Here is a 19,586-nt window from a genome sequence, read left to right on the forward strand (position 1 = left end):
GACGTCTTACTGCACATACTTAAAACGATCTTCAATTACTGCTTTTTTTTTGGGCAGTGATGAAATAGCTTCTTCGATTCTTGTCCGAACCAGTGCTATCGCTTTTTTAGAATCTAATTCTTGAATCCGTTCAGCCGGAACGGGATCCAGCAGTTGAACCGTTATCGTGGCCGGCAACACTCTGTTGTTATTTTTTTCCATAACATCAGAAGTTCCGTGAATGGCAATTGGAATGATTGGTACGCCTGAGTCTTTGGCGATGCGCATAAAACCGGATTTGAATTCGCCCATTGCTTGCCCTTTGCTTCTCGTCCCTTCAGGGAAAATCAGGATAGAATGGCCATCTTTCAATTTCTTAACCGTATCGGTGATTGATTTCAAAGCGCTTCGGCGATCGGTCCGGTCCAGAAAAACGCAATTCATCTCTTCCATATACAACGGAATGATCGGCATTTTCTTCACTTCTTTTTTGGAAATAAAGCCAAATGGTTTCGATATAGTCGACAGCAAAACTGGAATATCAAAATTCCCTTCGTGGTTGCTGACAAACAGGACTGGCCCATCAGGAAGTTTTTCCAAACCTGTGATGGAAACACTGCTTTTCGTCCGTTTCATGATACCGGTTGCCCATTTTTGGGGCTCTGTATGAACCAATTGATCATATTCCTCTACAGTCAGATGCGGTTTCTGCTTGATAAACTTTTTTAAACTCACAACACTAAATAGCAAATAGCCAAACAGAAATGAGAAAGTTCGGATCGAGTTAAGCATGATCTTTTTTCTTTTTCCGTCGTTCGTACACGAGGTAAGAAAAAGGAACTTCGTTTGAAATTTGCTGCTCCGATTCGGAAACGAGTTTCCATTCACGGCCGTATTCCGGAAAATATGTGTCTCCTTCAAAAGCCTGGTGGACAAGGGTAATATAAAGGCGATCTGCATCATCTAAAACCGAGCTGAAAATCTGTTCGCCTCCGATAATCATCACTTCTTCATGAAATTCTTTTGCCAATTTTATGGCATCTTGCAGATTATGGACCACGTCCACATTCTCGGCCTGGTAATCGTCGTTTCGTGTCACAACGATGTTGCGACGTTTTGGAAGCGGCCGGCCGATGGATTCGAACGTATTGCGTCCCATGATGATGCCTTTTCCGATTGTCTGTTCTTTGAAATACGCCAAATCGGCTGGGATGTGCCAAGGCAATTCGTTATCTATTCCGATGACCCGGTTTGGATCATGCGCTACCATCAATGAAATCATGAATCTTCCTCCTATCCCGCTTTCGGCGGGTGTTAACTTTGTTTGATAATATTATTAGAGTTGAAGAAATCGCTCCAGATAAACGCTTGCCACGAACACGGCTTCAGCCGCTTCTCTCACTCTGCTCAGTCCAGGGTCTTCAACTCGCGATGCTTCCGTAGGATTCATTATCTTCCACGATTTCTTTTAAAGAGTCTTGCAGTTCCAAACAACTTAAACTGCAACAGGCGCTTTGATCCGAGGATGGGGATCGTAGCCTTCGATTGTGATGTCTTCCAATTTTAGATCAAATATCGAATCGACCTCTTCATTGATTTTTAGAATTGGCAACATTTTCGGCTCTCTTGACAACTGTTCATGAACCTGTGTCAGATGATTTGAATACAGATGTGTGTCACCTGTCGTGTGGACAAAATCGCCCACTTCCAAGTTGCATTCCCGTGCAATAAGGTGCGTTAAAAGTGCGTAGGAGGCAATATTGAATGGCACTCCTAAAAAGACATCTGCGCTGCGCTGATAAAGCTGGCAAGACAGTTTGCCATCTGCAACATAGAACTGGAACATAATGTGACATGGTGGCAAAGCCATGTCGTCAATAAACTCTGGATTCCATGCAGTAACAAGGTGACGGCGGGAGTCCGGGTTTTTTTTGATTGATTCGATGACATTCTTCAATTGGTCGATGGTCCCGCCTTCTGTGGTCGCCCATGAACGCCATTGTTTGCCGTAAACCGGTCCAAGATCACCGTATTTTTCGGCAAACTCTGGACTTTCAATTACCTTTCGCTGAAAGCTTTGCATTTCCAGCTTGTACAGTTCCGCAAATTCCAGATCTTTCTGTGCGCGGCGGCCGAAATCGGTCATGTCAGGCCCTGCATACTCATCGCTTGCTATCCATTGCGTAAACGCCCATTCATCCCAAATATGATTATTGTCCTGTAATAAAGCGCGGACATTGGTGTCGCCTTTAATAAACCAAAGAAGTTCCGAGACAATCAAGCGGAACGCTGTTTTTTTAGTGGTCATGAGCGGAAATCCCTCACGAAGATCGAAGCGCATCTGATGGCCGAAGACACTCAATGTTCCTGTGCCAGTCCGGTCTTCTTTTGTTGCTCCGTTATGCAGAATGTGTTCGCACAAATCTAAATATTGCTTCATATAATTCGCCTCCGTTATTATGTTTAATCATAACAATACTACTGGTGTTAATAAAGATTTTAACTATATTAAGTTGAACTTAAAAATCTTTATCCCAGAATCCGCTTCGTCAGCTTTTGGGATGGCCCGCACGATGAGCCGGTGGACGCGCCGGCACTGAGTTTGTTACGCAGTGAAGTATCAGCTTCTGTTTTCCGCTATGACAAATGAAAAAATAGAACCAAACGACGGAGACGCCTGCAAAATTTCAGCAGTGATAGATTACTATACAAGTTAAACTAAAGAAATCAGCTTTTACCTATCGCTCAGGTCACTTTGGGCTAGGTGCTAAGAAATTTAGTGAATTCAAAGCAAGCCTATTTTTTCCCACAGTATTCATAAAAGATATGGAGCAAATCAGCGGAAACTCTCGCAGAGCAGCACAGCGACATCGGAAGAAATCTACTCGGGCGTTGTTAAGCTCGAGTTAGTTCGGCGCAAGCCCTTGGCAGCTGCCATCGAGACGTCCTGTCGCACTAGCTTTCGGAATATCAGCAGGCGTCTTTCATAGTTCGACTTATATTAATTTAGCAAAACAAAAAACCGCCACAAAGTGGACGGTTTAAGAAAGCCATTTCGGCGGTGTGTTTTTGGACCAGTAAATATCGCCCACAGTTATGTGTTTTTGAAAATCATCTTCGGCCAAATGGTAATGGAAATTAAAGGAATAGCCTACTTGCGGCTTTTTCTCAGTTCTTACATGGAAACGGATTTCATCTTTATTTGTTTCGGTATCATAAACATGAAAGATTTTTTCTGAGTGATCGCCTGATGGCTTCTCAGAGATAGCCAGTTTGCTCAATTGGCCGGTGTTAAGAGTCGCTAAATGAACGTCGATCGCTCGCTGAATATTCGGCAGGATCATGGTTTGGAATTCGTCTTGAATCACAGGACCAATTCGCGAACCGAACTTTAAATAAGACTGTTCTTCGGCAGATTGGTGAACCGTGTCGAGTATAGATACCTGGGTATCGTAAAACTCGCTCGGATCGATCCAATCATATATATACTGTTTGTTATCGCTTTCAGCTGCGTGTGATTTTGGTTGACCTTTTTCGTCCAGTAGCGACTCCCAAATTAAATGGTTCGGGGAAATTGCACCCAATGTCAAAACGGCAACTGCAATCATCAGCGACTTTTGCCACCAATTTTTCATCAACATCACCTTTTCATTTATGAACATTTTAGTACTATGCTTGCTTATTTATACGAATTTCATTGGTAAAGGTTTCATCTTCTTGAAATTCATTGTACAATAAAGTCATTAACAATGCCTTGTTTTTTTGAAAAGGAGGAATTTTCATGGATGCATCATTATTGATCGGACTGGGTCTCCTGTTTATGCTCGGATACTTGACTTCACTTTCTTTTTCAGACTAATAAGCAAGTAAAAAAACCTCCTGGATGCCCAGGAGGTTTTTTTACTTGCTTATGTAACGGCACTGCACTGGATGACACCGTAATGGAATTTTGTATTGGGCCGCAAGCGCCGTGTAAAGCCAAAACCTTCAAAATCCTGCGAACGAAAATGCGCTTTCAAGACGATGGTTTTACGCGCCACTCTTTTTGCTTGGGCTACCCAACACTCCGTCAATTGCCCATGATCAGCCGTTCCTCTCAATGGAGTGAAATTTGATGCTTCTGTAATTTCCTCGGTAAACATCGGATCCATATAAATGACATCGACTGAATTGGTTTCCAACTTTCCCAGAAACGAAACGGCATCAGAAGACACCACTCTGATGCGCTTCATGGCCTCTTCCAAATGCGGCATTCCCTTGTACTCTTTTAATCCCTGCTGAATAACATACGCAAGGACAGGATGACTTTCACATCCAAGAACCCGCCCTTGTTTGCCAACACGCTGAGAAGCCACTAGTGAGTCTGAAGCCAAACCCAATGTACAATCCAAAAAAGAATCGCCCGGTTCGAGTCCAGAAACTTCAATCAAAGGATCTTGCTCAAGCGGCCTTTTCGTCCGGAAAGCCGCTGAATTCGGATGAAAAAAGAACGGCTCACCTTCACCCATTGGATAAAACTCGAGCCGTTCTTTTAAACAGACCAGAAGATCCGATCCTTCATCTGTATGCATTCTATCGATGGAACGTTTATTGCGCGGAACCTGTGGAAGTGAAAGGTCTGCAGAAACGCGATTGGCCCACTCCAATATAGACGAAGTAGGCCGGTACGCCGTCGTAACAACTGTTTTCACTGAGCAGCCACCTGTTCAAGAACATGTGACAAATGGTCACGGATTTGTTCCATCGGATAGCCTTCAATCTGTTCACGTGGAATAAAATAAGCTAATGCGCCATCTTTCAATACCGCGATTGATGGCGATGATGGGGGAACTTCTTCAAAATAATTGCGCATTTGAGCAGTTGCTTCTTTGTCCTGTCCTGCAAACACCGTAACTAAATATTCAGGTTTCGCTTCTACTGTCTGTAGTGCTTCTATAACTGCCGGACGCGCCAAACCTGCAGCACAACCGCAAACCGAGTTGATGACAACAAGGCTTGTTCCTTTAGAACTGCTCATATGTTCATTGACTTCCTCAGCCGTCAATAACTCCTTAAATCCTGCACCCGTTAGTTCTTGGCGCATCGGCACGACAATGCCTTTCATGTACTCATCATATGCGTTCATGCTTTTCCCTCTTTTCGTTTAGATTATGTTGCTTAGTGTATAACTAGTGTAACCTAGATGGCTTGGAATTTCATAGGTACCGATCTATATGTAAGTTTCTTGCGAGTAAATATAATTTTTCACAAAAGAACATTTTGCAAATTTTTTCTATATACTAATTTACAATAGGCAATACTACCTCGAGAATCCTTGTAATATTTTTGAAAAAATCGAGGAAACAAGGAGATACATGATGAAAAAGCAGAAGAAACAGAAAAAAGATGAAAATTGTTTTGTTGATATGTTTAAAAATCTTAGTTTGGAAGTTGTTGCCCAGATCATTTTTTCTGCTATATGGAATATTATACTATTCATACCAAGATTGATTATCCGATTTTTCAGCAACATTTGAGTTTACTTTTAAAAAAGACCTTGAATTCAACTGAATATAAGCTTACCTATTTCGAAATCCTCTATCTCATAATTTTAAGAAGTCTCTATTTCTTTTAAGCCCACAGAATTACGGATAGAGGAATGGCGCAGTAGCAAATAATTTTTTCCACACTTTCGAGATAGGCACTCAAATACAGGAATTTCTTCAGACAATCCAGCTAGGTAGAATCGGTTCTTCGGCTTTTTTCGTAGTCACGTTCCTCCTTCAGGTAGCGAATGTAACTATTTCCGAATACGATCAGTGACGTGATCCAAAGTGAAATTACAGCTGCATTTAAGATCATGAACATAATTATTCCTCCTCTTTTGCTAATTAGCAATCTGGTCGAATAATAGATCAAAAATCATCTTAAATAGTTCTTGCAATACGTTATGGTGTTTCATTATTTTTAATTAGTCGTGTTTAGACATGAAAAAGTTTCTTTTGCATAAGAAAAAGAGCGCCCATTGGATGCTCTTTGAGTTAATTATCTGTTGAAATGCTAGTATACATATTTTTAAGGTATTTATCTGGATGAGGCATTGGGTGATTTTTGCCTCTCTTGGTATTTCGTTGGTAACTTTCAAAAGCGGAATTGATTAGCTCCCAATCCTCTGGATGATCCCTTTTAAAATTAATTTTAAAAGTATGCCAAGTCATATTTTCGCCATACTTGTTAATCATTGCTTCTAGTTTTTTCTTTTTTGCCGGAAATACTGCACTACCCATAATATCACTCTTTTCTCTTACCAATATACAACAAAAGAGGCATTTTGAAAAGAATGATAAAAATCGTTTTTTTTTGCTGTTTTCCTTCTTCTATTACGAAGGATTTATTGCTGTGCCGCAAACAAAAAAGGACATAAATCAAGAGCGTTTTGCCTTCAATTTTCATCCAAGTGGAGCTATTATGTAGTAAAAATTGTTTATTTGTCGCTGTAAAGCTTTTCTTCTAAAGTCTCTTCAACCTGTACACTGTTTCTATTTTCAATAGAATTGCGGTTCCACAAGTAAAGCCCACTAAATGGAACTCGCCTCGGATTCTTATAAGTGAAGCAGCTCAATGCAATATTGAAAAAGAACGATTTTATGAAGGTGAGTCATTATGAAAGATCTTTTACGTATTACGCACACTTTAATTTTTTTCCAAGTCGAACCACTAAATTTTAACTGCTAAATTTTTTCAAAACGACTGGACCTGCCGAAGACGTCTCCGCTGTTCTGCTCATTTCTTCTAATATAAGACCCCTTAAAGAAAGAGTGGATGGCGGAAAACCAAATGCTCCTGATCGCTTCGCTAGCTTCGGCGCAAAAGAGGTAGCTCAATCTTCCTTTGGACCACCGCTTTCCTCATCGCCCGAAAGCGTCCGCCTGCAGCGATTTCTTCACCTATAGGTCAGTTTTATACTTTTTTGTTTACAGCAACTAAAAAGTGAGCCACCTGAAAAGGGAAATCTCTTCCTTACATTCTATTCATCAGCTTTATATGGAGCAGCGGGCATGATACCGATGTCTGGGTGCGAAACACTTGTTGCTACGCCGTTTTACGCAGGAGTCATTCCCTTAGAGACTCCATGTCAAGCCCACGAAAATCCACCGGCTTACAGACTAATTTATGAAAAATAATACTGATTCAATGGCTCAAATTTTAATTGCTAAGTGGTTCTTTATCAAGTGCGAAATACACTTTTTTCTAGACAAAATAAAAAGCCATCCCTCAGGATGACTTAAATAGTGATATTTGAATTCCTTCAACCGATGGCGGGCGAAGAATAATTGAATTTCCTGATTCTTCTACTGTATAGTTCTTCAAGAACTCTTCTACATCTTCCGCATGCTCTGCCACTTGTTCTCTTATAAGCTCTTTTATAATTAACGCACTTCTTTTTTGATTCAATATGACCCCATTGACTGTAAGATTCACCTGTAACCCTCCTATGTATACTTAAAAGATATCATAAATTTATTACCAGCAAACGTATATAAGGACCTAATAATTTATAATAGTTTTTAGTAATATTGGTAAAATAATGTCTTTTGATATAGAAAGTGATATAAAATACCTAATTTATCCTAAATTTATAATAACCCCACCCCACTGCCGCATATTCCTGACAATAAAAAACTACCCAAAATGGGTAGTTCCCAAAATTTCAGTATTATTTTTCTTTATCAACCTCAACCTTACTGAACAGTCCTGGCACCAAACGGTTGACTGCAAAACTTTGCGTTAAGCCGCAATGGCCACAGCCCGTGACGATTAAAGGAAATTTGCCTGATGTCGATTTTCCGAGAAACAAAAGTTCCTCTACAATGACGGGCTCTTTTTTCCCGCAGGCAGAGCACACTTTACTGACGCCTCTGTCATTTAAAGTTTTCGCAATAACTTCTAGCTGATCTTTGGTGAGCCTCATTTTTTCACCATCCTTTTAGTCCTGATCGTTCTACTCAATTTTGTCGTACTCTTTGTTAATAAAATCAAGCATTTTGCTAAAGATATCGTATTCAAACCATTGATAGGAGGTATCCTGATCGTATTTTCCGTCATCTTTGATTTTCAGGTTATTAGAAGAAAGTTGAACGATTTGCGTATCTTCCACATCTTCTTCCTGAGCACTTACTTTTTGGCTTGCAAACTGACCAGCCACTTTTGCATAAAAGGCATCCCGTTTTTGGCGGTCTTCAAATTCCCAAGACTCATACTTTCCGCTATATAAGATTTCCATTGAATAAACACTGTTTTCCATCCCGAATTCCTCCCATTAAATGATCACTCCGTATTTTCTATCGTTTACGAGCACTTTACCTCTTAATGGACATTCGGAAACATTTAATTTGACCTTGAATAGAAAAAAGACCGGCGACTAAAGAGTCACCGGTCTTTTCCCTATTCGTCTTTCATCGCTTGGCGCGCTTCGGTCATCTGTTTCCAAACTGAACCTTTAGCATCTTCGCCTTGTTCAATCCGTGCAATCGCCATTCTAATTTGCAGCTTCACTTCAAACTCGGGATCATTCTCAGCTTGCTTGAGCGCTGTCAATGCTGCTTCTGTGCCAGTCTCATACAAGAACATTGCCGCTCTCCAGCGAACCAATTTGTTTTTGTCCTGTAAGGTTTCCATCATAATCGACTCGAATTCCTCGAAACCCAGATCGCTGATAGTGTCACCCGCTGTTCTGCGGACAGCCCAGCTCTTATCTTTCATCGCGCGTTCAACATAGGGGACCACAGCCTTGTCCTTAATATCTCCAAGGAAAATAGCTGTTTGTCGGCGGATAGACATTTTTTCATCATCCAGTGCAAGTGACAACAACGAAAGGTCATCAACATCCGCTTCAATCATTTGATCTAGCAGTTGGAAACGGGTCTCCCAGTCGGGTGCATCGAATTCTTCCACTGAAATTCTGCGGCCAGGCGGTGCTGCTTCTTGCTGTTCCGCGATTTCTTTTGTAGTAGTCAGTACATCTAATCGCTCTTGCGGATAAGCGGCTTCGATTTCCTCGACTATGCTTTTGCCAATTTCGGCTTTATCGCCGTAGCGTATACCATAATCAGCCCATTTCCGCTGTAACAGGTAGTTTTCTTCTGTTGGGTCCATAACTAGTTGCATTGCCGTGACGAAGCGCTCTGGCATGCCAAAACGCTCTTCTGAGCTATTATCAAAAACTTTGACTTGCAGCGGAATCCCTTTGAACTCTTGAACATGCACGTAGACTTCTCCGTAATGCTCATCCAACTCGATTTCTTCACCGCTGTGCTCCCGGTCTTCACCAAAGACATTGCGGACCTGCGCCAAAATCGCTTCCCACTCAAACTTGGAGATGCGCTCGACAGCTAAAAAGTCAGCAACGTGATAAATACCTTTCACTCCGTCAATCGACAGCAACTCTTGTACTTCTTTCGGGGCATCTTCGATGTTGTTTTTGTTGTAATTATGGCTTTTGCCAAACGGCAATTCCTGATCGATGATCACTTTCATCGTATTCGGGCTTGGTGTTGGTTCAATAGTTATGATTTTCAAAAAAATCCCTCCTGCAATTAGTAGATCACGCTTCTGCCATTTCCTGAAGATGCGTCCAGCGTTCAATCAATGCATCATACTCGGCTGTCAGTGTATTAATCTCTTCTGTCAGCTTCTGCAGTTTATCGTAATCCGCACCAGCCAGAGCTATTTCTTCTTCGCGTGCTTCAATTTTCGCTTCCGCTCCTGCAATCTTTTCAAGAATACCATCGTATTCCTGCTGTTCTTTATAGTTCATTTTCTTTTTAGGTTTTACCGGCTCAGCCACAAAATTTTCGACAAGTTCCTGTTCAGCCAGTGCAACCGGATTGTTTTTTTCTTTTATAAATTCTGAGTACAACCCTTGATATTCTTGGATTTTGCCAGTGCCTGTTGTCCATAATTTCCGCGCAATGCGGTCAAGGAAAAAGCGATCATGCGAAATCGTAATAACGACGCCTGGGAAATTCTCTAAGAAATCTTCCAAAACAGAAAGTGTTTGGATGTCCAGGTCGTTTGTCGGCTCGTCCAAGAACAGCATATTCGGCTGTTCCATCAATAGTTTCAATAGATATAGACGCTTTCGCTCGCCACCGGACAATTTGCCAATTTGCGTACCGTGGCCATTAGACGGGAACAAGAAGCGTTCGAGCATTTGAGTCGCCGATAAACGAACTCCCTTTTCGGCTTCAAAATCACTAGACGTTTCCTGGATGTATTCAATCATGCGCTGAGACTCGTCCATTTCCGGTAAATGCTGCGTGAAATGAGCAATCTTCACCGTACTGCCGTATTCCATTTTGCCGGTAGTCGGCTCGAGTTCACCAGCTAGCATCTTCATCAAAGTCGATTTGCCGGCACCATTTGGTCCGACAATACCGATACGATCTCCGCCCTGCAACAGAAAATCAAAGCCGCTGAAAATCTGCTTGTCCCCATAAGCAACGCCCATGTCATTGCCTTCGATGATTTTTTTGCCAAGGCGCTGGCTTTGCATCGACAGTTCAAGTGATGTATTGTCATTTTCTTTTTGAACATTTTCTTTGATTTCATCAAAGCGCTGAATCCGTGCTTTTTGTTTGGTCGAACGCGCTTTAGCTCCCCGTCGAATCCATTTTAGTTCGGAACGGAAACGGTTTTCGAGTTTTTGCTGGGACGAGGCGTTCATTTCGTCGCGAATTGCTTTGTTTTCCAAATAATCGCCGTAATTCCCTTTATGCGTATACATGGTCTGATCTGCAATCTCGAAGATGTGCGTGGAAACAGCATCCAAAAAATAGCGGTCATGCGTAACAAATAGCATGGCCGAACCCATACGCAACAAAGTTTCCTGAAGCCATTCTGTTGAAACGGCATCCAAATGGTTCGTCGGCTCATCCAAAAGGATTAAGTCTGCCGGTTCGATCAAAGCTTTGGCTAATGCGACGCGCTTGCGCTGGCCGCCTGACAGCTCGCTTATTACCTGGTCGTACATATCAATCCCCAGTTTGGACAAAGCAGTTTTCGCCATAGCGTTAATATCCCAGGCGTTTTCCTGCTCCATTTTTTCCTGGATGTCCATCAGTTCGTCCTGTAATTGCGTAGAGCTTGAATCAATCATCATATTTTTTAACGCATTTTCATATGCTCGGTTCAACACCAATATCGGAGAATCACCTGAGAACACCGTCTCGAGTACGGTCAAGGACTCATCAAATTCAGGTTCCTGCATCAAATACGTAATACGGTATTTTTTCGGGTGGTCCATTACGACCTTATCCGCATCCATACTACCAGCCAGAATTGACATCAAAGTCGATTTACCTGTTCCGTTCACGCCGATCAATCCGGCACGCTCTCCAGGATACAACGAAAATTCGACATCCTTGAATAGCGTTTTGGCTCCAACTGTTTTCGTTAATTTTGTAATATTTAAGTGGCTCATTTATTCCCATCCGTTTCTGTTTGTAGTTGCTTTAAAAAGGATAGCATAAATTCATGGCGTTCTTCAGCCATCTGCTTACCAGTTTCCGTAGTCATCTGATCTTTCAGCAATAAAAGCTTTTCATAAAAATGCGTGACGCTACTCGTCTGGGCTTCCCGGTATTGTTGCTCGGTCATCTCTGTGCGCGCATTTTCGTTCCAGTCGTACAACTTTCGCCCTTTGGCTCCGCCGAAGGCAAAGGCCCGTGCGATGCCGATTGCCCCGATGGCATCCAATCGGTCAGCGTCCTGCACGATTTTCGCCTCAACGCTTGTTGCTGGTTTGCCGTTGCCGCCTTTAAAGGAAACCGATTCAATGACATCTTGAATCTCTTGCCGCTGAGCTTCCGGAAGCTTCAGACAATCCAGAATTTCCCGCTCCAGGTCTTCCTCAGGCTTTTTGTATTTCGGATCCGAAACGTCGTGAAGAAGTACTGCCAATTCGACGATAAATGCATCCGCCACTTCTTGCTCTAAAATAGTTTTGGCATTTTTCATGACACGTTCAATATGTTGCCAATCGTGACTAGCATCGAACTGTTCGTAGATTTTTTTTACATCGTTCCGGCATTGCTTGATTTTTTCCTGATCCATACTTCCGCTCCTATCGCTTGTTTCTTCTATTATAACCTGAAACCACTCTAAAATGCCTGTATTCCCAACGATTATTGACGTTTCCATAGGCTTCATGTATAGTATAGCCATCCATAACATGGCGTCTATAGGTCCATGGCATACTCAATAATAGGGGGAACTCGCATGCACCAGGGAACAGTGAAATGGTTTAACTCAGAAAAAGGCTACGGATTTATTGAGTATAATGATGGTGATGATGTATTTGTTCATTTTACAGGCATCCAAGGCGATGGGTTTCGAACATTGACTGAAGGCAAAACCGTATCGTTCGATATTATTGATGGCAACCGTGGACCACAGGCTGCAAATGTTATTCAAATCGATTCAGAGTAAACAATAGAAAAAAGCAGGAACGGAGATTTCCGTTCCTGCTTTTATTTTTTTAGATTAAAACCACGTATAATTTTTGCCCCAGCTTTCACGTGCCAACGTTTCTATTTTTTCCACATCGGAATCTTCCACCATAATCAAATCGCCTTGTTCGTAAGGATTGTAATGGAAAGCATACATCCGGGAAGTAAATTGATGGAACGGTAAGGAGGACTCGCCTTCGTACTCCCCATTTCCCTGTACACTCGTCAAGATACCTTGACCCCAATTCTGTCCACTGTCATTGTTCGGATTATAAAAATAGACGCGATATTCGCCATTTGGATCTTCAGCAATCCGCTGAATCGATACTGCGTGCAGTCCGAGAAGATTGCCGTGGACATTAGTAATATAGATTCCTACTGGATTCGGATAAATCATTTCATAACCTTCATTGTATTCGGGATGGTGCGTAGCATAGAACAACCGGACAAAAGCTGCATAATCAGCCACATAACCGGTCAATGGGTCGATGATATTGGCAAATCCGCGAGAAATCCATTCTCCGTAAAATTCAGGGTTGACCCACTTATGGCCATCTTCTCCACGAAATATAGTTTTCTTCATCATCTCATTGTAAATCTTGTCCAAATGAGGCACCAGCACAATTGAAACAGGGTCCAAATCCTGGTGAATTTCTTCAGCTACTCCACCAATTACCATATTGGAATGGATTGGTTCCCCTTCAAATGTCATATCGATATCATTTTCGCGAACAGCACGTGCAATGTATTCGAGTAATTGGCCAATCCCATGCTGCGACCACAAGCTCAGAGCTCTTGCCGACTGACATGTTGGGTTCAGTCCCTGGCCAATGCCGAGCGGCTGTCCGAGAACGCTTATGACTCCACCCACCAAAATACCGTTCGCTGTGATGCCGCCTTTTCTGAATTCCGGTCTCATCAATAACTTTTTAACTTCCGGTTGAATATCGATTTCAAAAAGTCTTCTGAGAGCCGGCAGCAAAGGCTCTTGTGTCAACACACCGCGGTCCAGCATTTTCGACAGCCCATAAACAACTTTGCTGGTCTGCGGGTGGACGGAAATCTGGATCATGTCCCGAATCAATTCGGGATTAGCATTCAAGCTTGCCTTGCCCTGTTCAGTCAAGCTCAATGCTTCACTCAGCAGGTGAGGGTATTTCCGGTTAAGGTAATGTACAAATACAGCATTGGCTGGAGACACCAGTCCGGTTTCATTCATGGACTTTGCAAATATTTGCGCTTCTTCGAGGAGGCTTTCCTCACTTTCTTTCATCAATCGTTGGCGGTATGATTTCAAATCCGTATACTGCTCACTTAATGCAGTCGGATAAGTAATGGCTTTCTTGAAATACAGCAACCGATCTTTCGTACTATCGGAAATATTTTCATCAATCATACGAGTGGCTGTTTCGATCATTAGAACGATGCGATCAACCATAATGGGGCGCTGGACCGTCAAACGCTCGATTTCTTCGACAAGTTTATCAGCCACTGCCTTATAGGAGAGCTTGCCACCAAGAAAACGGAAAAGGCGCTCGCCTCTTTCCAAGTGTTCGCCTCCACCAGCTACTCTCGCTTCCTCTGTTTCTGGAGGAAACAAAAGATCCAGATTTAATGCCAGCACTTCATTCAGAAATGTGGCGGCTTCTTCCTTAGGAACTTCTGGATTCTGGTATGTACCTTCAGCTATTGCCAACATGCGGAGTTCACTCAGCATCTCCACTACCGAATTGATGCCTTTTAATTTTAAAGACCCTCCAACAAATGGCGCTTCCAAATTGGAGGCATCTACCCAAGGGCCCCCATGGAATACGCCCGCTTGATCAAATTGCGGTGCAAATTCATATAATTGGACCATGCCTTCTTCGGTGGAAGAGAGTTCAGTGGCCAATTGGAAAACCTCTGTCTGGTACATGCTTTTGGCAAATGGCTTTGCTACTTCGAGCGTCTGAAGCGCATGCCCGAATTTATCTTTGGTCGTTAATCCTGTCGACATTGACATTCCTCCAAGAAATTAATGATAAAAATCATAGTCCTCATAATGCTTCAGCAATTCTTTCATGTGATCGCTGTCTTTTCCAAAAAAGAACAAGGTTCCGTAATGATTGCCAAATCCTACGCGTTCTGCAACTTTCGATGTGATTGGTATGAATAGATTGTGCTTTTCGAAATACGGATTTTTTTTTAATTCTTCTGGAACATCCAACTTCTCAATCAGACGAACACGAGGATAAACCATTAAACTTCCCGCATAGCCTTTAGCCGATACGACTTCTTCTGGAAAAAAGTTATCCAATTCTTCCGACGAAGTATCAGGATCGCTACAAAGAATTTGTGCTTGGAAAGCATTAAAACCGTAAGCTCGTTCGATTAAATCAAAAATATGGCCCCCTGGCACTCGTGCGGCCACTTCACCGAAATTCAAAGTTCCATCATGGGAAATAAAGTATTCGGGATGGATGACACCGTACTGGATTTCAAACGAATCGACCAATTTTTGGACCTGCTCAAGGATTTGTGGCCGCCATTCTTCAAGTGCTGGAGAGGCAGGAACAAAGTTGGAATGTCCCAATCTCACGTATTCCGTAATGTTGAGGAATTTCACTTGGCCATTGTGAATAAACGCTTCACACGAAAATTCCTGTCCGTCCAAGTGGCTTTCCATAAGATACGGAAATTCCTGGTCCCCGATCTTATCGATATCACTAGCATCCCGAATCATCATATGTCCCACAGTTCCTGCTTTGTTCAGCGGCTTGATGTGAATTGGATCATTTAAATCGCCATCTATTTTAATCAAGGCATCATTTACACGTTTCAGGAAACGATGAATATCATCTTTAGAATAGGCTTCTTCAAAAACCCCTACTTTGATCCCTGACATTTGGGCTTTACGTTTCATCAATCCTTTATCACGCAACAGTAAAGATCGGTTGAAGATTCGTGGGTCATCGAAAAATCTAGCATTTAGTGCCCCTGCCCATTCTACCGTTTCTTCGTAAATAGGAACCGCTACTTTTGTATTCAATTTCTCTAACCGTTCATAAAGCTCATCTGAGCCTTCATTGAGCCGGTCAAAATCCCATGCAATAAAACTAATGTCATTTTCTTCAGCAAATGACTGGAAATCAGGTGGTCCCACCACTACAAAAGGCCGATTTAGCTTATCAATCGCTTCGACCGCAGGCAAGCTCCATCCTAATAGCGCTGTAATCTGTTGTTGCTCGTTCGATTCCGCCATAATAACACTCCTTATTCATTAATTTTTGATTTGTTCCTACTCAATACTAGTACCTTGATTGAATATTGTAAACACATAGTCTATTCTCTCTTATTTCTGTTATTAGTTAAAATCCCAAATTTTGTTAGCCGACTGCATTCTTATTTCAGCTTTTCGAAAAGAACCAGCTTATGACATTCTTCGATTGTCCGAACAGAAAACTTCTAGCGATAAAAAAAGCCTGAGACAAGATTTCTGTCTCAGACTTTTACCATATTATTTATCGCCGGTTCCGACTTTGTTGAGTTCATTTCCTAAGAATTGCAGTTGGGTGCCGACTGTACAGTTGCTGATGCAGAACCTGTGGGCAGCGGTTTTTCCTTCATCTTTGCGAAGTTGGGTTTTCACAAAGCAACCTTCACAGTACGTAGTCAGCATTTCATCAATTTCGTTGATAATGGAAACTTTTTTCACTTTGTCACCTCTTAGCAAATCGTCATTTTCTCATTCTACTACGCATTTGTTTTTTATTCCAACAATAGTTATACTAACTGAGGACATTTTGAAGATACAATGCGGTTCGCAAATTCCCGCTTTATCAAAACTAAGGAGGAAGTTTTTTGTTTAATGAATTTTGGGGACTCGGCTTTGCCTTGTTCAATTTCGTACTTTTATTGATCATGTATAAATTTTTTGGAAAGACCGGCTTGTTTGCTTGGGTAGCCATTTCGACTGTTCTGGCCAATATTCAAGTCACGAAGACTATTGAAATTATTGGCCTGACGGCAACATTGGGAAATAGCCTGTATGCTTCGACTTTTCTGGCGACCGACATCCTGAATGAAAAATATGGTAAAAAAGAAGCCAAAAAAGCGGTATGGCTCGGCTTTTCTTCGCTGCTTATCATGGTGCTGGTCATGCAGTTTGGGATTAAATTTATTCCGGCTGAAAGTGATTTTGCACAAGGCTCTTTGGAAACGATTTTCGGACTTATTCCTCAAATTGCGATTGGCAGCATGGTCGCTTATCTTATCAGCCAGCATTTGGATGTTGTCATCTTTAGTGCGCTGCGCAGAATGTTTCCAAAAGATAGTCAATTCTGGATCCGCAATAATGGTTCGACATTGATCAGCCAACTGCTGGACACACTTATTTTTACGTCCATCGCTTTCTGGGGTGTGTTTCCGTTCGATGTATGGCTTCAAATTTTCATCTCGACCTAAGTACTGAAGTTTATTGTCTCGATTCTGGATACGCCGTTTGGCTATCTTGCGAAAATAATTAAACCCATTGACGAAAAGTAGGTGATCTGATGCTAGAAGTGTTTGTAGATGCGGCAACTGCTGGAGCTCCTCAAGTCAGCGCAGTAGGCGTTTTTATCCGCGGTGAAGGTCATTTGATCCAGTGGAGCGAATATGTAGGGGAAATGGACAATCATACAGCGGAATTTACTGCGTTGGTAAAAGGATTAGAGCTTGCAAAAGACTTGTCGTCGGGTATGGTGTCGATCAAGTCCGATTCACAGGTGACCGTGGACGCGTTTGAAAAAGGATCGATTAAGAACCCAAAATTCAAACCTCTGCTAGTCAGGGCGCTCGAGCTTGGTGATCAATTTGAATTCTGCTTTATCAAGTGGATTCCTGACTCCCAAAACCATGCAGCAGATGCTTTGGCGAGAACCGAGCTGCGTAAACACAAATAATCTGTCCAATCTGTGGCAACTATCTTTGTCTTTTATAGGCCGCTGTTTGGGTTTCTGTGCATACTCTACAGTGAAAGTCTGATAAGATTAACTTACTATCTTTTATTGGAGGAACTTCATGAGAACTAAACTTGGTACTGCACTCGATATCTTCATTCTGGTCATTGGGCCGTGGATCATCTACACACGAATCCTTGAAATTATGCAAAACGGAGCCTCTGTCTATCCGGTAGTTTCGGTCGTTATTGTAACCGTAGCGGTGATTTTTTCCGTCTATAACTTGTATTTACTGGTTACTCGCAAACAGCAAAACCATACGAAAAAATAATCGAAAAGAGGCTTTCATCGTGAAATCGGTTTTGTTTTATTTTATACCGTTATTGATTTTTGCGGTAATCAACAATACAATTGCCGTATTATCATGGCCACATTACTTGGTATTGTTGCTGGCGTTTTTAGTTTTTCAGTTGGCGCGCCTGCGTTATCCGAAAGACGGCATACCGCCTATTGCCAAAATCACGCAGGCAGCCTTTTACATACTGACTGTCGCAACGATATTCCGGGATGAATTTTTGAGCCCACTGATTATTAATGTGCTGCTGGGTGTCACATTCGGATTAGTGATAGCCGAAATTATCCAAACGAAAAAAAAGCCAGCCTGAACAGCTGCAGACCATGAACAGACTCGAACGATTCGAGCTGCTTCTGGTCTTTTTTTGTTTGTAGGCGTGGCAGTCAGCTTTAGTATATAAATTTTTTATGCATATTTTTTCCGACAGTTATTGGCGTAAGATTGATTTTTTACATCGCTAGGACATTTTGGTTAAGGGTCCCCGCGATAGGCAAGGAAAACAACAGTGTTATCGCTTTGTCCAACTTTTTAACAGACAAGAGTTCTTTTTCTTTCTTTAAGATTTTGATGGCTCTGAAACAATATTTTAGTTTGTAAAATACCAAATCAGCACTAGAGCGATGGCAATTGCAATCCAGGTGATGATGCGGATAAGATTTTTCTTTTTGCGGATTTCTTCCTGTTCTTTGACGTCTTTTAATAACGGCATGACCTCACCTCCCTCACTATATTATTTCCTATCGGCGGATGATTCAATTAAAATGGAAAAAAGGAGGTTTTTTTCGTGAAAAATTTTTTAATCCCTTCATTTTCCCTGTTGTTGCTGGCTGGCTGCAACAATGCTGCTCCAAATCCAGATGAAGCGACTGCGCCGTTCGAAGCGATTGCGACAGGACTTGAAGCTCCTTGGGCAATCAACAAGACGGGTGAAGAATTCTATGTTTCTGAACGGACGGGCCACGTTGCCTATATAGACGAAGATGGTACCATGACACGCCAGGATGTCAATTTTTCCGATTCTCTTTCCGGTGCTGCAGAGGCTGGATTTTTAGGCTTTGTTTTAAAACAGGATTTTGAAGAAAGTCAGGAAGCCTATGGATACTATGTCTACGAAAGTGACGGCAATGATTACAACAAAATTGTCACCCTGGTTTTAGAAGACGGACAATGGCAGGAAAATGAAGTTTTGCTTGAAGGAATTCCTACGGGCAATGTTCACCACGGTGGTCGCCTGGAATTGGATCCAGACGGGACTCTCTTTGCGACAATTGGCGATGCGTCTACTCCCGAGCTGGCTCAGGATTTAGGTTCGGTTAACGGCAAAATATTGAAGCTCAACAGCTCCAACGAATTTGAAATTTATTCGCATGGTCACCGCAATCCGCAAGGCATTACTTGGGACGAGGACACCATGTTTGCTTCTGAGCATGGCCAATCGGCTAATGACGAAATCAATATCATTGAAGAAGGCAATAATTATGGATGGCCGACCATTGAAGGCGACGAGTCCCAAGAAGGCTTGGAATCGCCTTTTTTCACTACTGGTTCTGATGACACATGGGCTCCGAGCGGAATTGACATGCATGACGGTTCACTTTATGTAGCTGTCCTTCGGGGAACCGCCATTAAGGTTGTGGACCCTGAAAGTGCCGAAGTGACGGACTCGATTGAAGGGTTTGGCCGTGTCCGGGATGTCTTTTCAGACGGAGACTCTCTCTATTTTATCACCAATAATACAGATGGCCGTGGTACGCCTGCTGACGGTGACGACAAGCTTTACAAACTGAATGAATAGCAAAAGGTGTATTGGATAGCCCCAATACACCTTTTCTCTTTTTTAAATTG

At 42.3% G+C, this 19,586-nt stretch carries 24 protein-coding genes; 6 read left to right on the forward strand and 18 right to left on the reverse strand.

What is annotated here, in order from left to right; all coding sequences use genetic code 11:
• Window positions 1-6: 6 nt before the first annotated feature.
• From BBH88_RS10635 to BBH88_RS10695, 14 genes are all read right to left on the reverse strand, one after another.
• Window positions 7-771 carry a lysophospholipid acyltransferase family protein gene (locus BBH88_RS10635; protein ID WP_006831504.1) on the reverse strand — a complete coding sequence of 255 codons (765 nt, stop codon included), beginning with the start codon at window positions 769-771 and terminating at the stop codon, window positions 7-9.
• Window positions 764-1,261 carry a dihydrofolate reductase gene (locus tag BBH88_RS10640; RefSeq protein WP_006831505.1) on the reverse strand — a complete coding sequence of 166 codons (498 nt, stop codon included), beginning with the start codon at window positions 1,259-1,261 and terminating at the stop codon, window positions 764-766. Before BBH88_RS10640 ends, BBH88_RS10635 begins: the two co-directional genes overlap by 8 nt.
• 213 nt (window positions 1,262-1,474) lie before the next feature.
• Complete coding sequence (locus tag BBH88_RS10645; protein WP_407946500.1) at window positions 1,475-2,437, reverse strand: thymidylate synthase; 963 nt, start codon at window positions 2,435-2,437, stop codon at window positions 1,475-1,477.
• A gap of 583 nt (window positions 2,438-3,020) precedes the next feature.
• Window positions 3,021-3,614, reverse strand: coding sequence for a YpjP family protein (locus BBH88_RS10650; protein WP_006831507.1), 594 nt, complete (start codon window positions 3,612-3,614; stop codon window positions 3,021-3,023).
• Between the two features lie 273 nt (window positions 3,615-3,887).
• The gene (locus BBH88_RS10655; protein ID WP_006831508.1) at window positions 3,888-4,670 is read right to left on the reverse strand and encodes a class I SAM-dependent methyltransferase; all 783 of its coding nucleotides are present in this window, start codon (window positions 4,668-4,670) and stop codon (window positions 3,888-3,890) included.
• Window positions 4,667-5,104, reverse strand: a complete 438-nt coding sequence (locus BBH88_RS10660) for a BrxA/BrxB family bacilliredoxin (RefSeq protein WP_006831509.1) — start codon at window positions 5,102-5,104, stop codon at window positions 4,667-4,669. Before BBH88_RS10660 ends, BBH88_RS10655 begins: the two co-directional genes overlap by 4 nt.
• Before the next feature lie 590 nt (window positions 5,105-5,694).
• Window positions 5,695-5,826 carry a hypothetical protein gene (locus tag BBH88_RS19820; RefSeq protein ID WP_269147325.1) on the reverse strand — a complete coding sequence of 44 codons (132 nt, stop codon included), beginning with the start codon at window positions 5,824-5,826 and terminating at the stop codon, window positions 5,695-5,697.
• Window positions 5,827-5,999: 173 nt separating this feature from the next.
• Entirely contained in the window at window positions 6,000-6,245 is a 246-nt protein-coding gene (locus tag BBH88_RS10665; protein ID WP_006831627.1) for a hypothetical protein, read from the reverse strand.
• A gap of 988 nt (window positions 6,246-7,233) precedes the next feature.
• On the reverse strand, window positions 7,234-7,440 hold the full coding sequence (locus tag BBH88_RS10670; RefSeq protein WP_006831628.1) for a hypothetical protein: 207 nt from the start codon (window positions 7,438-7,440) through the stop codon (window positions 7,234-7,236).
• Window positions 7,441-7,675: 235 nt separating this feature from the next.
• Entirely contained in the window at window positions 7,676-7,930 is a 255-nt protein-coding gene (locus BBH88_RS10675; RefSeq protein ID WP_006831629.1) for a hypothetical protein, read from the reverse strand.
• A 30-nt stretch (window positions 7,931-7,960) separates the two neighbouring features.
• Window positions 7,961-8,263 (reverse strand): hypothetical protein, encoded by a 303-nt coding sequence (locus tag BBH88_RS10680; RefSeq protein WP_006831630.1) that lies wholly within the window; start codon window positions 8,261-8,263, stop codon window positions 7,961-7,963.
• Between the two features lie 140 nt (window positions 8,264-8,403).
• The gene (locus BBH88_RS10685; RefSeq protein WP_006831631.1) at window positions 8,404-9,537 is read right to left on the reverse strand and encodes a conserved virulence factor C family protein; all 1,134 of its coding nucleotides are present in this window, start codon (window positions 9,535-9,537) and stop codon (window positions 8,404-8,406) included.
• A gap of 25 nt (window positions 9,538-9,562) precedes the next feature.
• Window positions 9,563-11,440, reverse strand: a complete 1,878-nt coding sequence (locus BBH88_RS10690) for an ABC-F family ATP-binding cassette domain-containing protein (RefSeq protein ID WP_065536807.1) — start codon at window positions 11,438-11,440, stop codon at window positions 9,563-9,565.
• A complete protein-coding gene (locus BBH88_RS10695) occupies window positions 11,437-12,072 on the reverse strand; it encodes an HD domain-containing protein (protein ID WP_006831633.1) in 636 nt (211 codons plus the stop codon). Before BBH88_RS10695 ends, BBH88_RS10690 begins: the two co-directional genes overlap by 4 nt.
• A gap of 165 nt (window positions 12,073-12,237) precedes the next feature.
• Here BBH88_RS10695 and BBH88_RS10700 point away from each other — a divergent pair, with 165 nt between their 5' ends.
• Window positions 12,238-12,447 (forward strand): cold shock domain-containing protein, encoded by a 210-nt coding sequence (locus tag BBH88_RS10700; protein ID WP_006831634.1) that lies wholly within the window; start codon window positions 12,238-12,240, stop codon window positions 12,445-12,447.
• Window positions 12,448-12,501: 54 nt separating this feature from the next.
• Here BBH88_RS10700 and BBH88_RS10705 read toward each other — a convergent pair whose 3' ends face one another.
• From BBH88_RS10705 to BBH88_RS10715, 3 genes are all read right to left on the reverse strand, one after another.
• The gene (locus tag BBH88_RS10705) at window positions 12,502-14,463 is read right to left on the reverse strand and encodes a hypothetical protein (RefSeq protein ID WP_083387777.1); all 1,962 of its coding nucleotides are present in this window, start codon (window positions 14,461-14,463) and stop codon (window positions 12,502-12,504) included.
• An 18-nt stretch (window positions 14,464-14,481) separates the two neighbouring features.
• Window positions 14,482-15,708: an ATP-grasp domain-containing protein gene (locus tag BBH88_RS10710; RefSeq protein WP_006829963.1), complete on the reverse strand. Its 1,227-nt coding sequence runs from the start codon at window positions 15,706-15,708 to the stop codon at window positions 14,482-14,484.
• 255 nt (window positions 15,709-15,963) lie between these two features.
• Window positions 15,964-16,161, reverse strand: a complete 198-nt coding sequence (locus BBH88_RS10715; protein ID WP_006829962.1) for a zinc-finger domain-containing protein — start codon at window positions 16,159-16,161, stop codon at window positions 15,964-15,966.
• A 146-nt stretch (window positions 16,162-16,307) separates the two neighbouring features.
• Here BBH88_RS10715 and BBH88_RS10720 point away from each other — a divergent pair, with 146 nt between their 5' ends.
• The 4 genes from BBH88_RS10720 to BBH88_RS10735 all read left to right on the forward strand — a co-directional run bounded on the left by BBH88_RS10720 (window position 16,308) and on the right by BBH88_RS10735 (window position 18,051).
• A complete protein-coding gene (locus BBH88_RS10720; RefSeq protein WP_238323303.1) occupies window positions 16,308-16,910 on the forward strand; it encodes a queuosine precursor transporter in 603 nt (200 codons plus the stop codon).
• Between the two features lie 89 nt (window positions 16,911-16,999).
• Window positions 17,000-17,389: a ribonuclease HI family protein gene (locus BBH88_RS10725; RefSeq protein ID WP_006829960.1), complete on the forward strand. Its 390-nt coding sequence runs from the start codon at window positions 17,000-17,002 to the stop codon at window positions 17,387-17,389.
• Between the two features lie 118 nt (window positions 17,390-17,507).
• Complete coding sequence (locus BBH88_RS10730) at window positions 17,508-17,717, forward strand: hypothetical protein (RefSeq protein WP_006829959.1); 210 nt, start codon at window positions 17,508-17,510, stop codon at window positions 17,715-17,717.
• Window positions 17,718-17,736: 19 nt separating this feature from the next.
• Entirely contained in the window at window positions 17,737-18,051 is a 315-nt protein-coding gene (locus BBH88_RS10735; RefSeq protein WP_006829958.1) for a hypothetical protein, read from the forward strand.
• 276 nt (window positions 18,052-18,327) lie between these two features.
• Here BBH88_RS10735 and BBH88_RS19825 read toward each other — a convergent pair whose 3' ends face one another.
• On the reverse strand, window positions 18,328-18,450 hold the full coding sequence (locus BBH88_RS19825; RefSeq protein ID WP_269147306.1) for a hypothetical protein: 123 nt from the start codon (window positions 18,448-18,450) through the stop codon (window positions 18,328-18,330).
• 75 nt (window positions 18,451-18,525) lie between these two features.
• Here BBH88_RS19825 and BBH88_RS10740 point away from each other — a divergent pair, with 75 nt between their 5' ends.
• Window positions 18,526-19,536 (forward strand): PQQ-dependent sugar dehydrogenase, encoded by a 1,011-nt coding sequence (locus BBH88_RS10740; protein ID WP_006829957.1) that lies wholly within the window; start codon window positions 18,526-18,528, stop codon window positions 19,534-19,536.
• Window positions 19,537-19,586: the final 50 nt, after the last annotated feature.

Source organism: Planococcus antarcticus DSM 14505 (assembly GCF_001687565.2).
In the GTDB taxonomy this organism is placed as follows: Bacteria; Bacillota; Bacilli; order Bacillales_A; family Planococcaceae; genus Planococcus; species Planococcus antarcticus.

What these genes read in the sequence shown, in the direction of transcription:
- BBH88_RS10635 (WP_006831504.1), bottom strand. Translation starts at nt 771, where the DNA reads ATGCTTAACTCGATCCGAACTTTCTCATTTCTGTTTGGCTATTTGCTA.
- BBH88_RS10640 (WP_006831505.1), bottom strand. Translation starts at nt 1,261, where the DNA reads ATGATTTCATTGATGGTAGCGCATGATCCAAACCGGGTCATCGGAATA.
- BBH88_RS10650 (WP_006831507.1), bottom strand. Translation starts at nt 3,614, where the DNA reads ATGAAAAATTGGTGGCAAAAGTCGCTGATGATTGCAGTTGCCGTTTTG.
- BBH88_RS10660 (WP_006831509.1), bottom strand. Translation starts at nt 5,104, where the DNA reads ATGAACGCATATGATGAGTACATGAAAGGCATTGTCGTGCCGATGCGC.
- BBH88_RS19820 (WP_269147325.1), bottom strand. Translation starts at nt 5,826, where the DNA reads ATGTTCATGATCTTAAATGCAGCTGTAATTTCACTTTGGATCACGTCA.
- BBH88_RS10665 (WP_006831627.1), bottom strand. Translation starts at nt 6,245, where the DNA reads ATGGGTAGTGCAGTATTTCCGGCAAAAAAGAAAAAACTAGAAGCAATG.
- BBH88_RS10675 (WP_006831629.1), bottom strand. Translation starts at nt 7,930, where the DNA reads ATGAGGCTCACCAAAGATCAGCTAGAAGTTATTGCGAAAACTTTAAAT.
- BBH88_RS10680 (WP_006831630.1), bottom strand. Translation starts at nt 8,263, where the DNA reads ATGGAAAACAGTGTTTATTCAATGGAAATCTTATATAGCGGAAAGTAT.
- BBH88_RS10690 (WP_065536807.1), bottom strand. Translation starts at nt 11,440, where the DNA reads ATGAGCCACTTAAATATTACAAAATTAACGAAAACAGTTGGAGCCAAA.
- BBH88_RS10695 (WP_006831633.1), bottom strand. Translation starts at nt 12,072, where the DNA reads ATGGATCAGGAAAAAATCAAGCAATGCCGGAACGATGTAAAAAAAATC.
- BBH88_RS10700 (WP_006831634.1), top strand. Translation starts at nt 12,238, where the DNA reads ATGCACCAGGGAACAGTGAAATGGTTTAACTCAGAAAAAGGCTACGGA.
- BBH88_RS10705 (WP_083387777.1), bottom strand. Translation starts at nt 14,463, where the DNA reads ATGTCGACAGGATTAACGACCAAAGATAAATTCGGGCATGCGCTTCAG.
- BBH88_RS10710 (WP_006829963.1), bottom strand. Translation starts at nt 15,708, where the DNA reads ATGGCGGAATCGAACGAGCAACAACAGATTACAGCGCTATTAGGATGG.
- BBH88_RS10725 (WP_006829960.1), top strand. Translation starts at nt 17,000, where the DNA reads ATGCTAGAAGTGTTTGTAGATGCGGCAACTGCTGGAGCTCCTCAAGTC.
- BBH88_RS10730 (WP_006829959.1), top strand. Translation starts at nt 17,508, where the DNA reads ATGAGAACTAAACTTGGTACTGCACTCGATATCTTCATTCTGGTCATT.
- BBH88_RS19825 (WP_269147306.1), bottom strand. Translation starts at nt 18,450, where the DNA reads ATGCCGTTATTAAAAGACGTCAAAGAACAGGAAGAAATCCGCAAAAAG.